Origin of the sequence: Acinetobacter sp. UBA6571, from assembly GCF_002434085.1 — a bacterium.
Classification (GTDB): Bacteria; Pseudomonadota; Gammaproteobacteria; order Pseudomonadales; family Moraxellaceae; genus Acinetobacter; species Acinetobacter radioresistens.
The window spans coordinates 80,291-103,204 of record NZ_DJJJ01000035.1 but is presented as its reverse complement, the minus strand read 5'-3'; the positions used below and the strand labels follow the sequence as shown (position 1 = coordinate 103,204).

At 42.0% G+C, this 22,914-nt stretch carries 19 protein-coding genes and 2 tRNA genes; 11 read left to right on the top strand and 10 right to left on the bottom strand.

Annotated elements, in window-relative coordinates:
• Positions 1 to 240: 240 nt before the first annotated feature.
• Positions 241 to 1,518, top strand: coding sequence for an O-acetylhomoserine aminocarboxypropyltransferase/cysteine synthase family protein (locus B3X18_RS06785; protein ID WP_005018004.1), 1,278 nt, complete (start codon positions 241 to 243; stop codon positions 1,516 to 1,518).
• A gap of 410 nt (positions 1,519 to 1,928) precedes the next feature.
• Positions 1,929 to 2,816, top strand: a complete 888-nt coding sequence (locus B3X18_RS06780) for an SDR family NAD(P)-dependent oxidoreductase (protein ID WP_005018003.1) — start codon at positions 1,929 to 1,931, stop codon at positions 2,814 to 2,816.
• Between the two features lie 59 nt (positions 2,817 to 2,875).
• On the opposite strand, the gene B3X18_RS06775 is transcribed toward B3X18_RS06780, so the two are convergent.
• The 3 genes from B3X18_RS06775 to B3X18_RS06765 form a co-directional block, all read right to left on the bottom strand.
• Positions 2,876 to 5,062, bottom strand: a complete 2,187-nt coding sequence (locus B3X18_RS06775; RefSeq protein WP_034671903.1) for a SulP family inorganic anion transporter — start codon at positions 5,060 to 5,062, stop codon at positions 2,876 to 2,878.
• Between the two features lie 219 nt (positions 5,063 to 5,281).
• Positions 5,282 to 7,258: a DUF2075 domain-containing protein gene (locus B3X18_RS06770; protein ID WP_005024177.1), complete on the bottom strand. Its 1,977-nt coding sequence runs from the start codon at positions 7,256 to 7,258 to the stop codon at positions 5,282 to 5,284.
• An 84-nt stretch (positions 7,259 to 7,342) separates the two neighbouring features.
• Positions 7,343 to 9,700: a Tex family protein gene (locus tag B3X18_RS06765; protein ID WP_005024174.1), complete on the bottom strand. Its 2,358-nt coding sequence runs from the start codon at positions 9,698 to 9,700 to the stop codon at positions 7,343 to 7,345.
• A gap of 336 nt (positions 9,701 to 10,036) precedes the next feature.
• Between B3X18_RS06765 and ompR the strand changes: the two genes are divergently transcribed.
• From ompR to B3X18_RS06750, 3 genes are all read left to right on the top strand, one after another.
• Positions 10,037 to 10,801, top strand: a complete 765-nt coding sequence (gene ompR, locus B3X18_RS06760) for a two-component system response regulator OmpR (RefSeq protein WP_005017991.1) — start codon at positions 10,037 to 10,039, stop codon at positions 10,799 to 10,801.
• Positions 10,802 to 11,011: 210 nt separating this feature from the next.
• Positions 11,012 to 12,469: an ATP-binding protein gene (locus B3X18_RS06755; protein ID WP_026443907.1), complete on the top strand. Its 1,458-nt coding sequence runs from the start codon at positions 11,012 to 11,014 to the stop codon at positions 12,467 to 12,469.
• A 202-nt stretch (positions 12,470 to 12,671) separates the two neighbouring features.
• Positions 12,672 to 14,186: an acetyl-CoA hydrolase/transferase family protein gene (locus B3X18_RS06750; RefSeq protein WP_005017988.1), complete on the top strand. Its 1,515-nt coding sequence runs from the start codon at positions 12,672 to 12,674 to the stop codon at positions 14,184 to 14,186.
• Positions 14,187 to 14,257: 71 nt separating this feature from the next.
• Here B3X18_RS06750 and B3X18_RS06745 read toward each other — a convergent pair whose 3' ends face one another.
• From B3X18_RS06745 to B3X18_RS06730, 4 genes are all read right to left on the bottom strand, one after another.
• Positions 14,258 to 14,764, bottom strand: coding sequence for a hypothetical protein (locus B3X18_RS06745; RefSeq protein WP_005024169.1), 507 nt, complete (start codon positions 14,762 to 14,764; stop codon positions 14,258 to 14,260).
• 205 nt (positions 14,765 to 14,969) lie between these two features.
• Positions 14,970 to 15,045: transfer RNA gene (locus tag B3X18_RS06740), tRNA-Phe, on the bottom strand.
• Positions 15,046 to 15,168: 123 nt separating this feature from the next.
• Positions 15,169 to 15,244 (bottom strand) — tRNA-Phe (locus B3X18_RS06735).
• Positions 15,245 to 15,410: 166 nt separating this feature from the next.
• On the bottom strand, positions 15,411 to 15,788 hold the full coding sequence (locus tag B3X18_RS06730; RefSeq protein WP_005024167.1) for a GNAT family N-acetyltransferase: 378 nt from the start codon (positions 15,786 to 15,788) through the stop codon (positions 15,411 to 15,413).
• Positions 15,789 to 15,892: 104 nt separating this feature from the next.
• Between B3X18_RS06730 and hisB the strand changes: the two genes are divergently transcribed.
• From hisB to B3X18_RS06700, 6 genes are all read left to right on the top strand, one after another.
• On the top strand, positions 15,893 to 16,486 hold the full coding sequence (hisB, locus tag B3X18_RS06725; RefSeq protein ID WP_005024164.1) for an imidazoleglycerol-phosphate dehydratase HisB: 594 nt from the start codon (positions 15,893 to 15,895) through the stop codon (positions 16,484 to 16,486).
• Complete coding sequence (hisH, locus tag B3X18_RS06720) at positions 16,486 to 17,103, top strand: imidazole glycerol phosphate synthase subunit HisH (protein ID WP_005024162.1); 618 nt, start codon at positions 16,486 to 16,488, stop codon at positions 17,101 to 17,103. Before hisB ends, hisH begins: the two co-directional genes overlap by 1 nt.
• A 168-nt stretch (positions 17,104 to 17,271) precedes the next feature.
• Positions 17,272 to 17,805 carry a DUF805 domain-containing protein gene (locus tag B3X18_RS06715; RefSeq protein WP_005024160.1) on the top strand — a complete coding sequence of 178 codons (534 nt, stop codon included), beginning with the start codon at positions 17,272 to 17,274 and terminating at the stop codon, positions 17,803 to 17,805.
• Between the two features lie 73 nt (positions 17,806 to 17,878).
• Positions 17,879 to 18,535: a 3'-5' exonuclease gene (locus tag B3X18_RS06710; RefSeq protein ID WP_005404633.1), complete on the top strand. Its 657-nt coding sequence runs from the start codon at positions 17,879 to 17,881 to the stop codon at positions 18,533 to 18,535.
• 422 nt (positions 18,536 to 18,957) lie between these two features.
• Positions 18,958 to 19,698, top strand: coding sequence for a 1-(5-phosphoribosyl)-5-[(5-phosphoribosylamino)methylideneamino]imidazole-4-carboxamide isomerase (hisA, locus tag B3X18_RS06705; protein WP_005017957.1), 741 nt, complete (start codon positions 18,958 to 18,960; stop codon positions 19,696 to 19,698).
• Positions 19,699 to 19,915: 217 nt separating this feature from the next.
• Positions 19,916 to 20,863, top strand: coding sequence for a DMT family transporter (locus B3X18_RS06700; protein WP_017400562.1), 948 nt, complete (start codon positions 19,916 to 19,918; stop codon positions 20,861 to 20,863).
• 29 nt (positions 20,864 to 20,892) lie between these two features.
• Here the strand turns inward: B3X18_RS06700 and B3X18_RS06695 are convergent, their stop codons facing one another.
• Genes B3X18_RS06695 through B3X18_RS06685 form a run of 3 tightly spaced genes read right to left on the bottom strand, consistent with a single transcriptional unit; the run spans position 20,893 to position 22,896 of the window.
• Entirely contained in the window at positions 20,893 to 21,288 is a 396-nt protein-coding gene (locus B3X18_RS06695) for a DUF4870 family protein (protein ID WP_005404635.1), read from the bottom strand.
• Positions 21,289 to 21,319: 31 nt separating this feature from the next.
• Complete coding sequence (locus B3X18_RS06690) at positions 21,320 to 21,937, bottom strand: DUF1294 domain-containing protein (protein WP_017400563.1); 618 nt, start codon at positions 21,935 to 21,937, stop codon at positions 21,320 to 21,322.
• 8 nt (positions 21,938 to 21,945) lie between these two features.
• A complete protein-coding gene (locus tag B3X18_RS06685) occupies positions 21,946 to 22,896 on the bottom strand; it encodes a homoserine kinase (RefSeq protein ID WP_005405260.1) in 951 nt (316 codons plus the stop codon).
• Between the last annotated feature and the right edge of the window lie 18 nt (positions 22,897 to 22,914).

Sequence of the window (22,914 nt, the reverse complement as noted above, 5' to 3'; positions counted from 1 at the left end):
AAATAACCAGCGTATTATACGATGAATACCATGAAAACATAAGGCGTACTCTGGGTATTCTGCGGGTTATCTCCCAACCTTTTGTGACTAAAAATTAAACTCACACCAAGATTTTGAGTTTGCTTAAACTCATCACTATACTTATGAAATAAATAGATATAGACAAAGAATAGGAAAGCTTTATTTCATATTAAAAAATGCTAGACTCGATCAGGTTTTAACCCACATCGAAGAAATAATATGACATATAAAGATGAAACTTTGGCAATTCATGCCGGTTATAGCCCTGAAGCGACGACGAAAGCTGTAGCGGTACCTATTTACCAGACCACGTCCTACTCTTTCGATAATACTCAACATGGGGCCGACCTGTTCGATTTAAAAGTCCAGGGCAATATTTATACCCGTATTATGAACCCTACAACGGCGGTTCTTGAACAGCGTATCGCAGCTCTAGAGGGTGGAATAGGTGCACTGGCACTTGCTTCGGGCATGGCAGCAATTACCTATGCGATTCAGACTATTGCCGAAGCAGGTGATAATATTGCTTCTGTTTCCACCCTATATGGTGGTACATATAATCTGTTTGCCCATACCTTGCCCAAACAGGGAATTGAAGTGCGCTTCTTCGATTATCAGGATCCAGAAGCATTACACTCTCTGATTGATAATAAAACCAAACTGGTATTTGTCGAGTCAATTGGTAATCCGCTTGGCAATATCATTGATCTGGAAGCCATCAGTAAAATCGCCCATGAATATGGTGTACCGGTGGTAGTTGACAATACGGTAGCGACACCGGTTTTGCTCAAGCCTTTTGAATTTGGTGCTGATATCGTGGTGCACTCGCTAACCAAATATATTGGAGGTCACGGTAACAGTATTGGTGGTGCGATTGTCGATAGCGGTAAATTCCCTTGGGGTAAATATCCGGACCGCTTTAAAGTGTTAAATACGCCCGACCCAAGTTATCATGGAGTTAACTATGTTGAGGCGCTTGGTGAAGCTGCTTATATTGCCCGTGCACGTGTTGTACCTTTACGTAATACTGGCGCCGCCATTAGCCCGATGAATGCTTTCCTGATTTTGCAAGGACTGGAAACCTTAAGCCTGCGCATGGAGTGCCATACCGAAAATGCTCTAAAAATTGCCGAGTATTTGAAAGCCCATCCAAAAGTCAAATGGGTAAATTATGCAGGCCTGACAGACCACCCACAGCATGCACTGGCACAAAAATATGTTCAAGGTAAACCTTCGGCTATCTTATCCTTTGGGGTACAGGATGGACTTGCTGGTGGTACCCGTTTTATTGATGCACTGCAGCTCTTTACCCGCCTGGTCAATATTGGCGATGCGAAAAGTTTGGCTTGTCATCCGGCAACCACTACCCATCGTCAGCTCAATGAACAGGAGTTGAAATCTGCAGGGGTTAGCGAGGATATGGTGCGTTTATCTATCGGCATTGAACATGCTGATGACCTGATTGCCGATCTGGAACAGGCACTTGCCGCAGTTTAAGTTATACACAAGCAGGGTCAACATACATGGCCCTGTTTATATTCCCTCAAATACCAGACAGTGTGACTAAAAAGCTTGAACTCGAATGTTTCTGATAATTAGCCCTACCTGATAGCTTTATTTTAATCTGGCATATGTTTTTACTTTCCATTTATGAACTGCTTTTTCAAAGCTTTATCTTTTCAACTATTTTAACTTGTGTTAAAACACAGTATAAACACATACTTAAATTAGAGTAATTGCTCTAAATATTATTTTTAGATTCAACCACTTAACTCTGGATTTTTCCCGTCATTTCGTTAAGATAAAAACCGACTGAGCCCCTTGGCCTATCGCAGGTCATGGCTATAACATATTTAAAAAAATTATATTTATTTTGCCTCAGCAAATTTTCAGCCAGGAAGATCTACGTGAACAACAAATTAGAGAAACTTTTCAAAGACAAGGTAAATGGCAAAGTAGCACTCATCACCGGTGCTTCCAGTGGAATTGGCCTAACTACAGCCAAGAAACTTGCTCAAGCGGGTGCACATGTGCTGCTGGTTGCCCGTACTGAGTCTACCTTGCAAGAAGTTCAGGCTGAAATTGAAGCAGAGGGTGGAAAAGCAACTATTTTCCCATGTGATTTAAATGATCTGGATGCTATTGATGCATGTTCCCAGAAAATTCTGGCGTCTGTAGACCATATTGATATCCTGATTAATAATGCTGGACGTTCTATTCGCCGTGCCGTCCATGAATCAATTGACCGTTTTCATGACTTTGAGCGTACCATGCAGCTGAATTATTTCGGTGCGATCCGTTTGATTCTGAATATATTGCCGCAAATGATGCAGCGTCGTGACGGACAGATCATTAATATCAGTTCAATTGGTGTGCTGGCCAATGCAACCCGTTTTTCTGCTTATGTGGCCTCTAAAGCCGCACTAGATGCTTTTAGCCGCTGTCTGTCAGCAGAAGTGCATTCACACAAGATTGCAATCACTTCAATTTATATGCCTCTGGTGCGCACTCCCATGATTGCACCAACCAAAATTTATCGTTATGTCCCTACGCTGTCGCCTGAGCAGGCAGCTGATCTGATTGCCTATGCCATTATCAAGCGTCCGAAACGCTTGGCTACGCATCTTGGCCGTTTGGCATCTATTACTTATTCGATTGCTCCTGAAATCAACAATATGTTTATGTCAATTGGCTTTAATCTGTTTCCAAGTTCCAGCGCATCAGTGGGTAAACAGGAAAAACTTAACTGGGTTCAACGCGCTTATGCCCGTATTTTTCCAGGTGAACACTGGTAAATATAATTACTTTATCAATAAAAATGCCTCCTATTCTGGAGGCATTTTGCTAGTTTCTTTTATTCCAGAAAATTGACCCGACCGGTCTGCACATCATAAATTGCTCCCACAATGGCTATTTCTCCACGTTCAAGCATCTCTTTTAAGACAGAGCTGTGGTTAACAATATACTGGATATTGTAATGAACATTCAGGGTAGTTACCTGATCAATAAAAGGCCGGTTCAGCTCACGCGGCTGCATAATATCGTAAGCGCTCTGAACCGAATGCATTAGCGGCCCCAAGATATACTGAATATACGGCATTTCTTTAATGTCAGAAATACTTTTATGCTGTAACCGCAGCTGGCAGGCACTAGTTACTGCTCCGCAGTCAGTATGGCCCAGCACCACAACTACTTTTGAACCCTTAGCCTGACAGGCAAACTCAAGAGAGCCTATGACTTTCTGTCCGGCCACATTTCCTGCAATACGCAGGCTGAATAAATCCCCAATTCCGACATCGAACAGCATCTCTGTAGGAGCTCTTGAGTCCATACAGCCGAGTACGGCAGCAATCGGATGTTGACCCTGATCAGCAGTTACTCGGATCTGCCGGTAAATATCACGTTGTAAACGTTCATTTTTCACAAAACGCTCATTTCCTTCCTTAAGCAAGTTCAGTACTTGGGCAGGTGTCAGTTGCTGCTGCAAATCGCGAGTACTGATATCAATATCTAGTACTGCGTCATCCAGTTCATGGTAATGCTGTTTGAATCCGATTAGTTTTAAATCAATCTTGCGTTTAATGGCAGTTTCATTCTGATACTCCTGAATAACTTGATAAATATCTGGATCGATTGAATCGGACTGAGTCGCATCCAGAATTAACCGCTCATCTTTATGAACATGTTCGAGAGCTGAAATGAGTGCTGAACGGTTTAAAAAAGTAACCTGTGAAGGCAGTTCAATCCGTGTAACAATACCGTGCAAATGCTTTTCCTTATATACACGTACGCCCTTATTCAAATTACCGTATAGGATAAAAGCACTACTGACCAATAATCCAATTAGAATTCCAGTGAGCAGATCTGTGAGTAAAATCGCAACTAATGTGATAATAAAAGGCAAAAACTGTTTCCAGCCCTGCTGATAAAGCTTTTTAAAGAGTTTTGGATGGGTAAGTTTAAAACCCGTTAAAATTAAAATCGCAGCTAGAGCTGATAAAGGAATCATATTCATCAATGGCACAAAAAACATCACTGCCAGTAGCAGGAAAATGCCATGAATAATGGTCGAACATTTACTGCGTGCGCCAGAATTGGCATTGACGGAGCTACGTACAATTACCGACGTAATTGGCATACCTCCAATTAAACCGGAAACAATATTGCCTGTGCCTTGTGCCCATAACTCGCGGTTCGGTGGTGATGAACGTTTTTGTGGATCAAGTTTGTCTGCCGCTTCGAGATTCAGAAGTGTTTCCAGAGAAGCGACTACCGCAAGGGTAATAGCTCCGGTGTAAATCAGTGGTTCTGCTAAATAGCTAAAATCCGGGAAAATCAGTACATCTCTTGGAGCTTCCAGTAAATTAGGTAACTGAATCAAGTTATGATTCTGAACTGCCAAAGGAGAACCCATCGACATTAAAATAAAATTTAATAGCGCAGCGGCAACCACAGCTACCAGTGCCGATGGCAGAACCAGTTTTTTAAGAGGACTACTGTCCCAAGCCAGAATTAAAAATAGACTGAGCAGACCAATCAGTGCTGCGCCTTTATCAAGGGAGCTAAAATTTGAAAAAAATGTTCCAGACCAAACTGCTGACCATGAGAAATCATGGATACCCAATAAATAAGGTAATTGGGTTGCTATCAGAATTACGCCAATTGCTGCGAGCAGCCCTAAAATAACGTTATTGGGAATAAAATTAGCAAAAAAACCTAGCTTGAATAGACCAAAGCCAATTTGAAGTAAACCGGCAAAAATAATACACAATAAAAAAGCGGCATAATTGCCGCTTAATTGATCCAGTTGTACCAGCATGACTGCCGTGAGCCCGGCCGCCGGGCCTGCCACACTGATGTGTGAGCCACTCAACACCCCGACGACAATTCCGCCTACAATCCCCGCAATAATACCGGAAATAATGGGTGCACCTGAGGCTAAAGCTATACCTAAACACAAGGGTAATGCGACCAGAAAAACGACAAGTCCAGAGAGTATATCTTTTAAATAAAAGGGTTTTCTCAAATTTAAAACTGACATAAAACAACCGTTTGGAATAAAAATTAGAATCGACTTCGAGGTCAGATGTAACACTAACATCGATGTTTTTATAAAAAGCGAGTTGATATTGTCTGACAATCTTTCTGAATTAAAGCCTGATTATGCTACTATAATGTGTGATTTTTACACTATTTTATTTAACTTTTATCTAACTCTGCCTTATGCTTGCTAGAGTTGGATTTTTTTCATCTAACTTTTTCATTTTAAGGTTTCGAAACCGCAATCCATTAAAAATTGATACGTAGAATTATAATATTTCGCTGGCCGGGTCCAGTCGGCCTGCTCTATTTCAGGCACATAAATTACCATGCCTTGTCGCGCGCGAGTCAATAAAACCCGATACGCATTTAGCAAGTATTTTTGCTTGGCTTCATTTTTAATTTTCTGCCATGTACTACCTTTGAAAGCCTGATACTTCCACTCCTGATCAAAATAAAAATTAATATCCCAAGCAACACAGGTATAGTCAATTTCCAGACCCTGTATATCAAATTCGGTAGCGACCTCTTCTAGGTAATATGAAGAGCGTACATCTGTATCTAGATTTAGAAACCAATGTTCAGGAGTAATTTTACTTTTAATATCTATTCCATCTGCTCTTAAACGCTTTGCCCCAGAGCTTGCTACAATGCCGTAACGCTCCGATCCTTTTGCCCTGGTTTTTAACCATTGCTTAGCTTGCTTCAAATTTCTGCTCAATACGACAGGATAATCAGAACTGATCTCTGAATAGAGCTGTTGAGCAGCCTGAGAATTCCCCTCTAAAATATATTGAATTAATTGTGATACCCGCTCACTTCTAAATGAACGTACAGAGACAGCTAAATGTAAATCCTGTTCATTAATGCCTGTAGTTTGTAGCCAGTTCCTATGTTCTGTAGAGTCCAAATAAACGCTGTCTTCTAATATCTTTTCGGAATAATAAATTTGCCACTCAGAAAACTTCTGTTTCAAGGCTTCTAACCATTCAGTAACGCCAGCTTCTCCTGTATTGATTTCTTGACCACCACCGATTAAACAGACTACAACACACCAATCTATATGCCGATTCATCACATTGATCAAAAACTCGGGTTCAGACATAGTAAAATTATCAATTCCCTTTTTGAGTTTCATAAAATTGGAAACCTGTTCTTTTTGCCAGGCCCGCTGCGCCTCATCAAAAACCACTACCTGCTCAACAGGTATTTCTGTAGAGCGTAAATAATAATCTCGAAAATGATGAATATTCTGTATAAACGCTTTTGCTGAACGCTCTGCCGCTAGACGACTTTTTGACAGGCCCTGCAATTTAAAATTTTTTACTGTATCGCGCACCAATGCTTCACGTAATACATCGACCAATGGCCCATTACCTGAAAGAAAAACAGCATGCTCTGTCTGATCCTTTTTCAATCGCTGATTCGCAATATTTAGACCAGCAAGCGTTTTGCCTGCACCCGGTACCCCGGTTAAAAAGCAGATCGACTTTATGTTATTCTGCTTGGAGTATTCAATGATTTCCTCAATCTTATTAGAGGTAATTTCAAGATTAATCGTACCTGCATCACTACGAGAAATCTCTTGGACTTGATGGCCTTTATATAAAGCTTGTGCTGCTTCAATAATTGTCGGTGTCGGTTTGTAGGGAGCTTCCAGCCAAGATTGGGTATTAATGACTGAATTATGAGAAAATTGCTGAATAATTTCAGAAAATATCTCTCCAAAATTTTCTGCATTACAGCATGCTACCTCATTTAATGAGGCTATTTCCTCCCAATTCTGCCTAGTTTCTGCTGCCTGTGTAGCCACCAAAACTGGAATTACTTTCTGATTATGACTACCTGCATGAAAATTAAGTAAGTCCAAACAGTAATCAATTACTTGTATTTGTGCTGAGTGACTGTATTGCGTATCTCCCACTTTGAATTCAATGACCAAAATTAAATCTTGAATGATCAAAATATTATCTACACGTTTCCCCATACGTGGAATATGAAATTCAAAAAAGATCTCGCCTTGATCAAGTATACAAAGAGCTCTCTTTAAAATCGTAATTTGCTTAAGCCATGCACTTTTTTGTAATTCATCAAGACTGAACTCATGCTGATAAGCCAGTGAACCTAATATAGCCTCTTCATTTTCATTCCTGAATTCTAAAAAATTATTCTGGTAGTAACTTTGTGCAAGACCCATTCTTTTTAGCCAAACTTTCTTCAATTTATTTTAGATAAAAAAGAAAACCTCCCACTTGGGAGGTTTCCGTTTACTTCGCAGAGATTATTTAGATCCTTTAATACCTGCTTGCAATAATAAAGCGCCTAATCCGCCAATTTTCTGTTCCTGCGGTTTAGCTGCCTGTGGTTTCTTCCCTTGTGAGCGTTCACCTTGCGGACGGGCATGTTGAGGACGTTTACCTTGTGGCTTACGCTCAGGACGCTGCTCCTGATTTTGTTCACGACGCGGACGTGGTGATGTTTTTACCGGCGCAGCAGCACCCTCAGGTCGCATAGAAAGATTAACGCGATTACGCTCTGCATCGACCTGAATCACACGTACCTGTACGATTTGTCCCGGCTTTACAATCTTGTGCGGATCTGAAACAAATTCGTTTGCCAATTCTGAAATATGTACCAGTCCATCTTGGTGTACGCCAATATCAACAAAAGCGCCAAAGTTAGTAACATTGGTTACCACGCCTTCCAGTTGCATACCTTCAGTCAGCTGTTTTACATCAGTAATATCATCACGGAACTTGGCAGTACGGAATTCAGGGCGCGGATCACGACCCGGTTTTTCCAGTTCGGCCAATACATCCTGGATAGTAGGCAGACCAAACTTGTCATCAATAAACTGGTTAGGGTCTACCTGACGAATAATTTCACTATTTCCAATAATATCTTTTACAGTAGTGGCTTTGGCTTCAACAATTTTCTCAACCAGACCATAACTTTCCGGATGAACAGAAGATGCATCTAATGGCTGATTACCTTCTTGAATACGCAGGAAGCCAGCTGCCTGTTCAAATGTACGATCGCCCAAACGGGGAACTTTTTTCAAGTCCTGACGGTTGTCGAAGCGACCGTTCTCTTTACGGTATTCTACAATTTGTTGGGCAATTGCTTTATTTAAACCAGCAATATAACCTAAAATTGCAGAAGAGGCGGTATTAACGTCTACGCCCACCGCATTTACACAATCTTCAACTACCGCATCTAACGTTTTTGCAAGACCGGCCTGATTTACATCATGCTGATACTGCCCCACGCCGATTGATTTCGGATCAATTTTAACTAGCTCAGCCAGTGGGTCCTGTAATCGACGGGCAATAGATACTGCTCCACGAATAGACACATCCAGTTCAGGCAATTCCTGAGAAGCCAGCTCACTCGCTGAATAGACTGACGCACCGGCTTCACTTACAGTCACACGGGTCAGTTTTAGATCCGGGTTGGCTGCCATCATTTCAGCCACTACAGCTTCAGTCTCGCGGCTGGCTGTACCATTACCAATTGCAATCAGTTCAATATCAAATTCACGGCACAAACGCGCAAGTTCGGCCACTGAACCTTCTTTATCTTCTTTTGGAGCAAACGGATAAATCGTACTATGGGCGAGTACATCACCTGACTCATTCACTACTGCCAGTTTTACGCCAGTACGTATACCCGGGTCTACGCCCAATGTACGTCGGCTACCTGCCGGTGCAGACAAGAGTAAATGACGCAGGTTTTCTGCAAAGACCTGCATAGCTTCATTTTCAGCAGCTAAACGCTTTTCGGTCAGTAATGAATGCTCAACCTGTGGACGTACTTTACCCATCCAGAACAGTTTTGCAGTTTGCTTGAGAAAATCCTGACGTGTCTGTGGCTGAATTTGATCCAACTGATATTCAACCTCAATACGCTGAATCGCCGGATCATTTTCACCATCAACTTTAAGGCCCAGCACATTTTCCTGACGTCCGCGCAACATGGCCAGTAAACGATGTGAAGGGACTTTGTTCAAATTTTCTGAAAATTCAAAATAGTCACGGAATTTTTTGCCAACTTCTTTCTTCTCTTCACTTGCTACTGCACTTTTCAAAACGGCAGTTTTTGCAAAGTTGGCTTTAAGCTCAGCCGTCAGCGCAATATTCTGTGCCCACTCATCAATAATAATATGCTGAATGGCATCCAGCTGGCTTTCCAGGTCTGGGTACTCTTCATGCGAGAACCCTGCAAGTGCTTCACTCGGGTCAACCTGTTCAGCCAATATTTTCTCAGCAACCGGCCCTAAACCAGCTTCTCTTGCCTTGAAAGATTTGCTGGTCCGTTTTGGACGATAAGGTGCATAAATTTCTTCAAGAGCATTTTTGGTTTCGACGGCCTCGACCCGGGCCAGCAAGTCATCGCTTAATTTATTCTGTTCTTTCAGCGATTCGATGACTTTAGCGCGTCGCTCATTTAAATCACGTAAATAGGATAAACGCGTATCAAGCTGACGTAGCTGCGTATCGTCTAAGCCTTGTGTCACTTCTTTACGGTAACGGGCAATAAAAGGAACACTGGCACCTTCATCTATAAGCTTGATGGCAGCTTCAACCTGATCTGGACGTACGGCAAGCTCGCTTGCCAGCTGCTGAACTAAGTCAGTCATCGTGTTTGATTCCACAAGGATAAATACTAAAAGCTGTGATTATAAAGACCAAGGCCATAAAATCTACTATTGTTTTATCTAAATTACACATCAGCAATAATGCTAATTTAGTGAAGTTCCATGGTTTTTATGCAATTTTACGACAAAATTCCCGTAAATTACCAAGATCTGGCCGTTCCTGTTTATTTTTTACCTGTATATATTTGGTATCTATGTCTTGATTTTTACTGCAATATTTGGTGCTTTAGAGCATAGTAAAACTCATTGTAAGCATCGTATACTCAATACTGTATATGGGTCTGATCACGATGACAATAAACAATAAAGGAGCACATCATGAGTCTAGTTGTACCTGCTGAACATACAGATGCTGTACAAGCCGATACAGATCGCGTTGAACGTATCCTCGTGGTCGATGATGATGTGCGTTTGCGTACTCTGTTACAACGTTTTTTGGAAGATAAAGGCTTTGTCGTTAAAACTGCACATGATGCTACCCAGATGGATCGTCTGCTACAACGTGAACTGTTTTCACTGATTGTACTCGACTTTATGTTGCCGGTTGAAGATGGCTTGAGTATTTGCCGTCGTTTACGACAGTCCAATATTGATATTCCTATTATTATGCTGACCGCACGTGGCAGTGATTCTGACCGCATTGCCGGTCTTGAAGCAGGTGCAGATGATTATCTGCCTAAACCATTTAATCCAAACGAACTTCTTGCCCGTATCCGGGCAGTTCTGCGTCGCCAAGTCCGTGAAGTACCTGGTGCTCCTAGTCAGCAGGTAGAGGTCGTAAGTTTCGGACCATGGTCTCTAGATTTATCGACCCGTACGCTGACACGTGAAGGTCAGGTGGTCACTTTAACCACTGGTGAGTTTGCCGTACTCAAGGCATTGGTTCAGCATCCACGTGAGCCACTAACACGTGACAAACTGATGAATCTGGCGCGCGGTCGTGAATGGGGTGCCATGGAACGTTCAATTGATGTTCAGGTGTCTCGCCTGCGTCGTCTGATTGAAGAAAATCCGGCACGTGCACGTTATATTCAGACAGTCTGGGGCGTAGGTTACGTCTTTGTGCCAGATGGCGCTGAATAACCCGTTTATTTTATGACCGGAATTATCCTGATGATTTGTACAGGCCATTCACTACTGGGAGGTTTTATATCTGCCAATAAAGTGAATGGCTAGTTCGTATAAGAATGCTTAAAAAATCGTATTGTCTATGGCCTTTGAGCCAAGACAAGCCGCTAAAATTCTGTCATAAAATTACAGTCTGAGTATAAAATACACTTATAGGAATCCGGAGTGAAACTCGACCCTATTGATCCACAAGAATTTACTGACTATGTAGCTTATTCAGAGAAAAAACGCACCCGTGGGGAACGTTTCCTGGACAAGATCAAGCCACGCTCCGCAGCAATGCGTACTACAGTTCTGGTCGGTTTTGTGGTGCTGTTCAGTCTGGTCATGTCACTCTGGTTTTTCTGGCGTACTTTATATTTACCTGAAATTCAGCAACATGCCCGTTATCTGGCTGTTGAGCTTGAAATTATTAACAACCCCAAACTGCGTATCTTCCATGACAATGTTGAAATGGATATAGATACCTGGCTCAAAAATCGGGTCGGAATTGAATATGTCACTGACCCTAAAGAGTATCCCAATGTTCGGGAAAAGGTGATCGCCGAATTCTTTACTAACCATATTGAAGAAAAGCTGGCTAGAGAGTTAAAAGTCGATAATGTTACGGTGTATTTCCAGTTTAAGCCAAGCCCAAGAATCTGGATACAGACCCCCGAAATGCACGGAAACTGGGTCCGTGAACCATTAAAAACTTATGCCAACTATAGCCCTGAACTGATTTTTGGTTGGCTGCTCGGTGTTCCGATTATTGCATCTATTATTATTTTGACATTGGTTCGGCAGTTAAATCGCCCCTTACGTCGGCTGCAAAATGCGGCAAACCAGTACAGCAAAACCGGGAAGGCACCTTATCTGGAAACCAATCATGGTCCACTAGAAATCCGTCAGGTAAATCAGGCCTTTAATCATATGGTTTATACGCTAGAGCAGACAGAGCGCGAGCGGATGATCATGCTAGCAGGTATTTCACATGATTTACGTACACCGTTGACCCGAATTCGTCTGACTGCTGAAATGTTACCGGATGAATTCCTGCGTGAAGGGCTGATTTATGACGTTGACGATATGGATGCAATTTTGAATCAGTTTATCTCCTATATGCGTGATGGCTCTGACGAAGAATTAAAAGACACCAATATCAACATCTTGCTACAGGAATTGATTGTACAGTTCAAACCGCTAGATATTCGTTTTGAAGCACAGGATGTTCCTATCATTCCAGCACGTAGCCTGTCATTGAAACGCCTGATTGGCAACCTGATCAATAATGCCAAGCGTTATGGTGCTGAACCAATCGAACTCTCTGCCTATACAGAAAATGACCGGATTATCATCAAGGTAGCAGATCATGGCGAAGGGATTCCAGAAGACCAGATTCAGGATCTGATGCAACCTTTTGTGCGTGGAGACTCCGCCCGTACCGTACAAGGTAGTGGTTTGGGCTTAGCAATTGTCAAACGTATTGTTGATATCCATCAAGGTGAGCTTAAAATCCATAATCGTCCTGAAGGCGGATTAGAAGCTATTATCTCACTGCTGATACCTAAAGAGAAAACTGAAGAAAACAATAGTCATAATCCGCTAGAAAAGATCAAGCAAAGTCTAAGTGACCGTTTTTAATCATGATTAAATTTTAGACATTTGAATTTTACAATTATCTTAGCCTTTAAAAATATTTATTTAAAAAATAGTAGTTTAAAAAGCATCAAAAATATTTATACCTTCATTTCCTGAAAAAATTAGACCTTAGCCTAACAGGCATGCACAATTTGTTTTTTGGGCGGTACAATCCGTCTAGTTTCGAGCATATTGAGAGTAAACCATGTCTTTAGATCGTATTCGATTAGCCTCCCTTCATGACAAAGTAATCAGTGCAGATCAAGCTGCCGAGTTCATCCAAGATGGCATGACTATCGGTATGAGTGGCTTTACTCGTGCAGGTGAAGCCAAAGCAATTCCTCAGGCACTGGTAAAACGTGCCAAACAGCATCCTTTAAAAATCTCCCTAATTACCGGTGCAAGCTTGGGTAACGATCTGGACAAACAGATGACTGAAGCTGGTGTACTGGCTCGTCGCATGCCATTTCAGGTAGATAACACACTGCGCCGTGCGATCAACAATGGCGAAGTAATGTTTATTGACCAGCATTTGTCTGAAACTGTAGAACAGATGCGTAACCTGCAGCTTAAACGCCCGGATATTGCAGTTATTGAAGCAGTTGCAATTACTGAAGATGGCCATATTGTGCCAACAACTTCTGTAGGTAACTCTGCAAGCTTTGCTATTTTTGCAGAAAAAGTCATTATTGAAATTAACACTTCAGTAAGTGAAGAATTTGAAGGTCTGCATGACATCTATATTCCGACTTACCGCCCAACCCGTACACCAGTACCTTTAACTCAGGTAGATGACCGTATCGGTTCAACTGCGATTCCAATTGATCCTGCAAAAATCGTTGGTATTGTATTTAATGAAACACCAGATTCTCCATCTACAGTAACACCACCAGATGTGGAAACTCAGGCAATTGCCAATCATTTGATTAATTTCTTTGAAAAAGAAGTTGCTGATGGCCGTTTACCGAAAAATTTGGGCCCTTTGCAAGCAGGTATCGGCTCAATTGCCAATGCTGTACTGACCGGCTTTAAAGATTCAAACTTTGAAGATCTGGTGATGTATTCAGAAGTATTACAAGACTGTACTTTTGAGCTGATCGATGCCGGTAAAATGAAATTTGCTTCTGGCTGTTCAATGACATTGTCTACCCAGTGTGGTGAGCGTGTTTTCGGCAACCTGGAAGCATATAAAGACAAGTTTGTATTACGTCCACAAGAAATTTCAAACCACCCTGAACTGGTACGCCGTTTAGGTATTATTGGTATTAACACTGCGCTTGAGTTTGATATTTACGGTAATGTGAATTCTACCCATGTTTGTGGCACCAAGATGATGAATGGTATTGGTGGTTCAGGTGACTTTGCCCGTAATGCACACTTGGCAATTTTTGTAACCAAATCGATTGCAAAAGGGGGCGATATTTCTTCAATCGTTCCAATGGTATCTCATGTTGACCATACCGAACACGATGTTGATATTCTGGTTACAGAACAGGGTCTAGCTGACCTTCGTGGACTGGCTCCACGTGAGCGTGCTCGTGTAATTATCGAGAACTGTGTACACCCACTTTATAAAGATGCCTTGAACGACTATTTTGACCGTTCAACTGCTAAAGGTGGCCATACACCACATCTGCTTCGTGAAGCGCTGCAATGGCATATTAACTTTGAAGAAAATGGACATATGCTGGCTGTTGAGCCTGCAGTAAAAACTGCTTAATAGCATTCAGTTAAAAAACGCCCATCTGGGCGTTTTTTCTTGTCTGAATTATTGCAATAGCAAGAACTGGATTAATTTATGCGAAGGCGGGGTGTAGTGGTAACTGGCTGACTAAAGTCTATCTCTCTAAGGGCCTGAGTCTCTAGTGTACCTAGCGAAACCTTACCCAAATCCCACTGAATCTGTCCTGATTCATTACGAAATGGCTGTAACATGATCTCCAGCCCACGCATCGGGTTATCTGACTGTAAACCTGCTGCTATCGCCAGTAAATGCTGTTGTAAGGCTAAGGGCAGATGATCCATATTAACCTCTGGCCTGCCCTCACTCGCTTCAATATTCCGCACCGGATGGGCATTAACAGTGATATTCTGCAAGTCATCCTCAATCTGCATCATCCGATGCTGTAAAGCACGCTGCTCGCTTTTCCTCTCCTGATAGGGAATAAACCCAGTTTCCTGGCGCATCTCAGGCTCAGCCATGACTTTTAATACTGGCAGTTCGACACTTTGTGCAAAAACTGCTGTCGAAGCATTTATGCTAAAAACCATCAGAACAATGTATTTAAAGAAGTGCATAACTATGTCACTCCAGAGCTGGTATCAGTTCAATATATGATTCATTTTTTTCATTTTGTATAAGAATTAACCATCAATTCTGTTACGCTCAGTTAAATCAGTATCTGAATATTAATAAAGACCGCTGATTTTGCCCTTTAGCTATATTCATCATTTTTAATCAGCATAAAAAAAGCCCCATACAGTATATGGGGCTTTTCAAATATGGTGGCGTGAGGCAGGATCGAACTGCCGACACACGGATTTTCAATCCGTTGCTCTACCGACTGAGCTATCGCGCCGATGAGGTGTATTAAGCCGTATCTGCTGGCAAGAGTCAACAAAAATCAGTTTTTTTTAGTTTAAATGCATATATTTTAAGCAAAAAAAATCCCTGATGGGATCAGGGACTGAAAACACAAATATGGTGGCGTGAGGCAGGATCGAACTGCCGACACACGGATTTTCAATCCGTTGCTCTACCGACTGAGCTATCGCGCCGATGTGGGGCGTATTAAACAATCTAATTAACTGATCGTCAAGTCTTTCCTTTATAAAAATATTTAAAAGATTATTTTTCATGCAAAATCAAAAAGATTGAACAAGCAGTAATAGCGAGACTAATAAACTTAACATCCTCTTAAGCTATATTTGCCTAGTTATATCTTTACAGTTTACCTAGATGTGCCAAGCAACGATGGATAGCCCCACAGCCTGGGTCAAACCTTTTGACTTCTTTTGCCTCTTCATAGCGGCAGACTTCACTGACCAGACGTTCAGCAACTCCACGACCGCGATTTGCCGGATGTACTACGATATATTCCAGAGTCTTACTCTCCCCTTGTCCCGTACACCAGATTGCACCTATAATTTTGGTATTAAACTCTGCTGTATACAACGTTGTATACTGGGCCAGATGCTGTTCAAGTTGCTCGACCGCATCCTGCCCGTCTCCGAATTCGGGACTGGTGTCATACAATCGCTCAAGCTGACTGCGGACTTCTGCATTTTCTAGAGAAGTATGAGCATGTACGGTAATAGGCATTGATTAACCCTCCTGAGCAATCTAATATGCTGTGGCTTTGACCTTGATCAACACAGCGCAAGTTTTCACATCAAACATTTTTGACGTTTTTGAGGAATGTGTCCATGACGCAACGTATCAGTGAAGTGGTAAGAAATACTAACGAAACCAAGATTCGAGTTCGTCTCAACCTTGATGGTACGGGTCAGGGCACCTTAAATACTGGCATTCCCTTTTTAGATCATATGATTGATCAAATCAAGCGTCATGGTCTTTTTGATATTGATATTCATTGTGATGGTGATCTGGAAATTGATGACCACCATACAGTAGAAGATTGTGGTATTACGTTAGGTCAGGCTTTTGCCCAGGCACTGGGTGATAAAAAGGGATTGCGCCGCTATGGACACTTTTATGCGCCACTGGATGAATCACTGTCACGTGTTGTAGTCGATCTCTCTGGCCGTCCGGGTCTGTTTATGGATATTCCATTTACCCGTGCCCGTATTGGCAGTTTTGATGTAGACCTGTTTTCTGAATTCTTCCAGGGCTTTGTCAATCATTCCTTAATGACCTTGCATATCGACAATCTGAAAGGGAAAAATTCACACCACCAGATTGAAAGTGTATTCAAAGCCTTTGCACGTGCCCTGCGTATGGCATGTGAAGTCGATCCACGTGCAGAAAATACTGTGGCCTCAACTAAAGGTAGCCTGTAATGACCCGTATTGCTTTACTTGACTATGGCATGGGCAATCTGCACTCAGCCGCGAAAGCACTAGAGTATGTGGGTGCTACTGTTGATGTCACCAATGACCCTAAACTCATTGCTCAGGCAGATAAAATTGTGTTCCCCGGTGTTGGGGCAATGCGTGACTGTATGCAAGGTATGCATGAAGCCGGAATTGATGATGTTGTTAAAAATGCAGTATTCAATAAACCGGTTCTAGCTATATGTGTCGGCATGCAGGCATTAATGCAATATTCTGAGGAAAATGGTGGCGCCGATGCCTTGGGTATTTTCGCAGGCGCAGTGAAGCGTTTTCCTGAGATTGAAGGTTTAAAAGTTCCCCACATGGGCTGGAACCAAGTTAAGCAGACTGAACCAAGTCATCCAATGTGGAAAAATATTGCTCAGGATAGCCGTTTTTATTTTGTGCATAGTTTTTATGTCGAACCACAGAACCCTGAACTGGTTGCGGCAACCTGCCATTATGGACTGGACTTCTGTACAGCTATCCAAAAAGATAATCTATTCGCCACCCAATTTCATCCAGAAAAAAGCCATACTGCCGGTCTACAGTTACTTAAAAACTTTGTGGACTGGAAGATTTAAACAGGTCTAAAACCTTTTACCATAGCTCATCATCAGGTGGGCCTTTTTATTGTAATTCAGCTTTAAACCTATAGTTTAGAAGTTTTCACTTTTCCTTTTGTTCAAGCTTGTTTATGATGCCTACTGCTTTAAACAAAAACTTAATAAAAACATTAAGGATTATAAAAAATGACTTCCAGTTTCAGTTCAACTACAGATTCACCTTTAAAAGCACATGGCCGTTTTGGACGTCTGTCCTTTTTAGGATGGAACATGCTGATGAGTTTCGGCGTTATCCTGCTTGTTTTCTTAATAGGGCTTTTTGCACCGGGTTTATTTAATACTGCTGAGGGTGCAGAGAACATCTCTATACCTGGTCTGATCATGATGGGGATCTTGTATATTGTCCTGATATACTTTAGCTTTATTTTTACCATTCGGCGTCTGCATGACCGCAATCATACCGGCTGGTTATCACTGCTGATGCTAGTACCGCTGGTGAATCTGTTTTTAATATTATATCTGTTCTTTGCCCGTGGTGATGAAGGCATAAATAACTATGGACCGCCGCGTGCAACCGCAACTTGGGAAAAGGTGCTAGGCTGGTTATATATAGTAATTGTTCCACTCGGAATTTTAACAGCTATTGCTGTTCCAGCTTATCAGGACTATGTACAAAAAGCACAATATAGCCAGCTTGAAATACAGCAACGGGCTGAATAGCAGGCCTATACTCAAGCCATGTATCGGCTGAAGTATTATAAATAGTTGATACTTTTACTCGGGAGCTTTTTTTATGCCTGAAAGCACTGAACTTCCTCTGCTCCCGAATAAAGAAGAAATCAACAAGCTTCCTCTCTTTAAAAATTTAGATGCTTCACATATCTATGTGCTTAGCAGTCTGAAAGACTGTCTACCTCTGCAATATGAATTAGTTACGGCTACTGTAGTGGGTTTTGATTCAGAATCTAAACCGACTTTTAGACGTGGCGAGATTTCAACGGGTCCTCATCTTATCCAACTGGCCACTGCAGAAAAGGTGTTCCTGTTTCAGCTTAACCCAGACATCCTCAATTTTCTCAAGCCAATATTGGCAAATCAGAAACAGGTGAAGGTCGGTTTTGGTTTAAAAAATGATGTCCATCTTTTTCAGAAAAAAGGTATAGAACTGCAAAGTACAGTAGAACTCTCAAAATGCTTTTCTGCATTTGGCTTTAAACAGCCTGTAGGTTTAAAAAATGCTGTGGCCCTGCTATTCCAGCAAAATTTTCCCAAATCTAAAAAAATCAGTATGTCTGACTGGTCTAATATGCGTTTAAGCTCAGCACAAATCGGCTATGCAGCAGCAGATGTTTATGCAGCACTGCTGGTATTTCAGGAACTCAGAAAACGTAGCCTATTGCCTGAGCATACTTTACGGCTGCTTGAACAGGTGAACTGTTTAGACCAGTGATCGCGTCATGGTTATCCTGATTTTCTGTCTTATAAATGATGTGCTTGGTCTTATGTAAAGATAACTGCATCTATGAATAGAATTTTAATTGATCAGCAGCCAATCAGATAAGTGATTTGATATTCCCTTTAATTGCGGGACATAGTTACTAGTTCAGACTGGTAATAGCAGCTCAATTACCGCACCTTATCATTTGGATACTTAGCCTGAAGTTAATTGCTGAATTCACTTAATAACATGTTTGTTTTTATATAGAATGCCATACTGAATAATACAAAAACATAACTCTAAGCTGACAATATCTAGCCTAATTTAAGTCAGTCTTATTTTATTGATAGATAAAAATATAGCATTTAGAAAATTCAAGTTTATTGTTAAGATTAGACTAATAAAATTCAACAGGTTAAGCAAGGAGCGAAAGCATGCTGATCATCCCGGCAATTGATCTAAAAGATGGTAAATGTGTCCGTTTAAAACAGGGCCGTATGGAAGACGATACGGTGTTTTCTGATGATCCGGTAGCAACTGCACAGCATTGGGTCAATGAAGGGGCACGTCGTTTGCATCTGGTCGATCTGAACGGTGCTTTTGCAGGTACACCCATTCATAAACCTGTAGTTGAAGCTATTGTACGGGCACAACCAGAACTGCCTGTGCAGATTGGTGGCGGAATCCGCTCTCTGGAAACGATTGAACATTATCTTGAAGCCGGGGTGTCTTTCGTTATTATTGGAACTAAAGCAGTTCAAAATCCTGAATTTGTTGAAGAAGCCTGTAAAAAATTTGCTGGACGCATTATTGTGGGTATCGATGCCAAAGATGGTATGGTCGCTACTGATGGCTGGGCTAACGTTACTGATGTTAAAGCGACAGAACTAGCCAAACGATTTGCAGATGCGGGTGTATCCAGTATTGTATATACTGATATTGCACGTGACGGGATGATGCAAGGTGTAAATATTGAGCAGACTGTAGCCTTGGCCCAGTACTCGGGGTTACCTGTTATTGCTTCTGGTGGCGTAACCAATATGGAAGATATCCGTATGCTGAAAGACCAGCCAGGCATCTTGGGTGCAATCACCGGTCGTGCAATCTATGAAGGTACGCTCAGCCTGCGTGAAGCACAATTGCTTCTTGACGAGCAATCGCCTGTAGTGCTGTAAATATATAGCCAGATTTAAAGAGGCTATCTGGCCTCTTTTTTATATTAACTGAAACCTCTTTTTATAGTGTATTGCCGCTTTATAAATGAGCAGCAAGTAAAACAAAGTAAAAATATAATAACTGCTTATGAATAGGGTTTAACTGAAAACTAGCAAAGGTTGTATCTAGTGCAAGCTTATCGCAATATAGGCGGGCCTTAAAACCAAGCCAGATGTAATGAATACTGCAAATTTATCCAAACTCGCTTCCTCTTCGCTGCTGCCACAATTTGCCCTGATTCTGATAACAGTGATCTGGGGTGGAACTTTCCTGACAGTCCAGTTTGCTCTGAATTATAGTTCACCAATGTTTTTTGTAGGCTGCCGGTTTGCAGCCGCAGCTCTGGCGGTGCTGCTGCTATCCTGGAGAATTATGCGTGGCCTCAATCTGCGAGAGTTGTTAGCAGGCTTCCTAATTGGCTGCACCATTGCGATTGGATATGGTACGCAGACTATTGGTTTACAGACTATTAGTAGCAGTGAGTCAGCATTTCTTACGGCAGTCTATGTTCCGCTTGTTCCATTTTTACTCTGGATTATTTTTCGCAAAACACCACATATCATGACCTGGATAGGTGTCATTCTGGCCTTTAGCGGATTGGTACTCTTGACTGGCAATGGTTTTACACAGATCTCTTTTAGTTTTGGACAGGCGCTCACATTATTTGGTGCTATCGCCATTGCACTGGAAATTATCCTGATCGGCTATTTTGCAGGAAAGGTAGATTTGCGGCGGGTAACAGTTATTCAGCTGGTTTTTACTTCGGTGTTAAGTTTTATGAGCATGCCATTTCTGGGAGAGCACAGTATTCCGGTGTTTTCCTGGCAGCTTGCAGTAGCAGCTTTTGGTTTAGGAATAAGCAGTGCGATTATCCAACTGGTCATGAACTGGGCACAGCGTTATGTAGAGTCATCCCGTGCGGCAATTATCTATGCAGGAGAACCCATCTGGGCCAGCCTGTTTGGCCGGCTGGCAGGTGAGCGTCTGGCGCCATTAGCTTTACTAGGGGGTGCTCTGGTCGTTCTGAGTATTATCATAAGTGAATGGCGACCTAAATTTTTAGGTTCAAAAGATATAGAGCCTGTTACTGAAGATTTAAATACTTTAAATAATAAAAAAGCCTGATGTTTCAGGCTATTGAAATTAATTTAAAATCATTCATACATGGCTTTATTTTCATTTAAACGCAATAAACCTTTAATAGCACGGTATACAATCCATAGCCATGCCAACCCGATTACTCCTACACAAAAACCTGAGGCAAGTAGCAGAACTGAGGCAAAAGCATCGGCATTATTATCTGTAAACAGCAAAAAGATAAAAGGAATAAAAGCCACAATATTCCAAATCAGATACCACCAGAATGTCCGGATCTGCCAAGTAAAATGACTTTCATAGATACCGCCGCGCATCTGGTCCTGTTTAACATAATTGATCACCAGCGCCACTACAGCCAGCAAACCAGCTGTGAAAATCGCCAGAATATAAAGAATATACAGACTGAAAGTCAGACTGCGTCTTGAGTCATTCATGACAGTACCAGAATTCATTTATTTTTCCTTTTTTAAGTATGAATTTGAATCAATAGGGATTCAAAGGAGAAATCAGCCATAAAACCAACAGGATATTTAGAACTATAGTAATCCAATATATTTTTCGAAAAGGTTGTTTTTGTGTTTTATGTCGCAGTTTCTGTTGGGCTAACCAGGCAGCAGGCCACCCTCCCAGAAAGGATAATATATGTAGAGTCTGCTCAGATATACGGCGCCGTCCGGCCTGTGCTGCTTCTCTATCCTGAGCATAAAACCAGTAAGTTGCTACATTCATGAGCATAGTAAATAATAAAAGCAGTCCATTTATAAGACCACTCGCAGTCACTATACCCAACATTATAAAATAGACTGCGATCAGAAGCTGAAAGGGCTGCAAAGCTTTTTTAGATTGTGAACGTGTCTGCTGCCGGGCTGGTTTTTTACGGGCCTGTGCAGCTGTGAGATAGGTCACCTGCTGAGCACGATAGCGGCCCTGTGCATCCAGAATAACCAGATATTCTAGTGCACAACCAATAATTGGCCGGGGTCCAGGTCGGGCAAAATCCTTTATATGTAAAAATACCCGTCCTTTATCAGGCTCATTGGGTTGAATAAATCCATAACCTTTTTCATCAAACCACTCTACCAGTCGCCCCTGATCACGCATCATTTGCCTTACTTCCCGATAAGTGCCAGACGATTTTGTAGCATATTACGCATTTCTAGCGGGTCTTTTTGCAAGATATCCTCTCCACCTCGCTGTTCCTGCGCATTCTTCTGTGCTACTTGCAGACGCATTAACCAGAAACGGCAGGCTGCCATGGCCAGATAAACCGGCAGACAGGCTTTTTCATCTTCTGTCAGCATACGCACAGTCTGATAATTTTCCAGATAGGCTTGTACCCGTGTCTGATCAAGTTTCACCGCCGGATAATCGCTACAGAAATCATTAATCGTAATGGCAATATCAAACAGCAATTCATCATGGTTTAACTCATAAAAGTCCAGAATTCCCTTTAAAGTGTCACCCTCGAATAAGGTATTGTCACGAAACAGATCGGAATGAATGAAGCCAAGCGGGCGCTGCGGGTATTTAGCCTGAAATACTTCAAACTGCTGAAATACACTATCCAGTAAAAGCTGGTCTTGTACATCCATGTCGGGTCTTAGTTCAGCAGCAACCTGACTCCAGTAACTATGATTACGGTAGCTCTGGCGCTCAAAATCAAAATCCTGTAAAGCGACATGCAATTTTGCCTGTGCTCTGGCAACCTCAGCTGTCTGGGCAGTATTGGCCGGTATAGGGTGCTCTCCTACCAGTCGTGGTGCAATCTGGGCAGGCTTTCCGGCAATCTGGCCAATTGCAGCTTCAGCCTGTTTTAAGGGCACCGCAACTGGCAAATGTGCATTGCCCAGATGCTCAAGTACTGGCACCAGTTCACCTGCCTGTGCTGCATTCATCTCTTCAAATACTGTAAGTACAAACTGCGAACCATCCTCGTTCACTAAAAAATAGTTTGTATTCTGAATACCGCCTTGAATTGGAATCAGTTCCTGAACCTTTAGTCCATAAGGTGCTGCGAAGGACTGAACTTCCTTTAAACTCAACGGGGTATAAACCGACATAGAAAACCTGCAAAAAAA

Bases quoted from the DNA above. Each gene is read 5' to 3' on its own strand.
- B3X18_RS06785 (WP_005018004.1), top strand. From the start codon at position 241: ATGACATATAAAGATGAAACTTTGGCAATTCATGCCGGTTATAGCCCT.
- B3X18_RS06775 (WP_034671903.1), bottom strand. From the start codon at position 5,062: ATGTCAGTTTTAAATTTGAGAAAACCCTTTTATTTAAAAGATATACTC.
- B3X18_RS06770 (WP_005024177.1), bottom strand. From the start codon at position 7,258: ATGGGTCTTGCACAAAGTTACTACCAGAATAATTTTTTAGAATTCAGG.
- B3X18_RS06765 (WP_005024174.1), bottom strand. From the start codon at position 9,700: ATGACTGACTTAGTTCAGCAGCTGGCAAGCGAGCTTGCCGTACGTCCA.
- ompR (WP_005017991.1), top strand. From the start codon at position 10,037: ATGAGTCTAGTTGTACCTGCTGAACATACAGATGCTGTACAAGCCGAT.
- B3X18_RS06750 (WP_005017988.1), top strand. From the start codon at position 12,672: ATGTCTTTAGATCGTATTCGATTAGCCTCCCTTCATGACAAAGTAATC.
- B3X18_RS06745 (WP_005024169.1), bottom strand. From the start codon at position 14,764: ATGCACTTCTTTAAATACATTGTTCTGATGGTTTTTAGCATAAATGCT.
- B3X18_RS06730 (WP_005024167.1), bottom strand. From the start codon at position 15,788: ATGCCTATTACCGTACATGCTCATACTTCTCTAGAAAATGCAGAAGTC.
- hisB (WP_005024164.1), top strand. From the start codon at position 15,893: ATGACGCAACGTATCAGTGAAGTGGTAAGAAATACTAACGAAACCAAG.
- hisH (WP_005024162.1), top strand. From the start codon at position 16,486: ATGACCCGTATTGCTTTACTTGACTATGGCATGGGCAATCTGCACTCA.
- B3X18_RS06715 (WP_005024160.1), top strand. From the start codon at position 17,272: ATGACTTCCAGTTTCAGTTCAACTACAGATTCACCTTTAAAAGCACAT.
- B3X18_RS06710 (WP_005404633.1), top strand. From the start codon at position 17,879: ATGCCTGAAAGCACTGAACTTCCTCTGCTCCCGAATAAAGAAGAAATC.
- hisA (WP_005017957.1), top strand. From the start codon at position 18,958: ATGCTGATCATCCCGGCAATTGATCTAAAAGATGGTAAATGTGTCCGT.
- B3X18_RS06700 (WP_017400562.1), top strand. From the start codon at position 19,916: ATGAATACTGCAAATTTATCCAAACTCGCTTCCTCTTCGCTGCTGCCA.
- B3X18_RS06695 (WP_005404635.1), bottom strand. From the start codon at position 21,288: ATGAATTCTGGTACTGTCATGAATGACTCAAGACGCAGTCTGACTTTC.
- B3X18_RS06690 (WP_017400563.1), bottom strand. From the start codon at position 21,937: ATGCGTGATCAGGGGCGACTGGTAGAGTGGTTTGATGAAAAAGGTTAT.
- B3X18_RS06685 (WP_005405260.1), bottom strand. From the start codon at position 22,896: ATGTCGGTTTATACCCCGTTGAGTTTAAAGGAAGTTCAGTCCTTCGCA.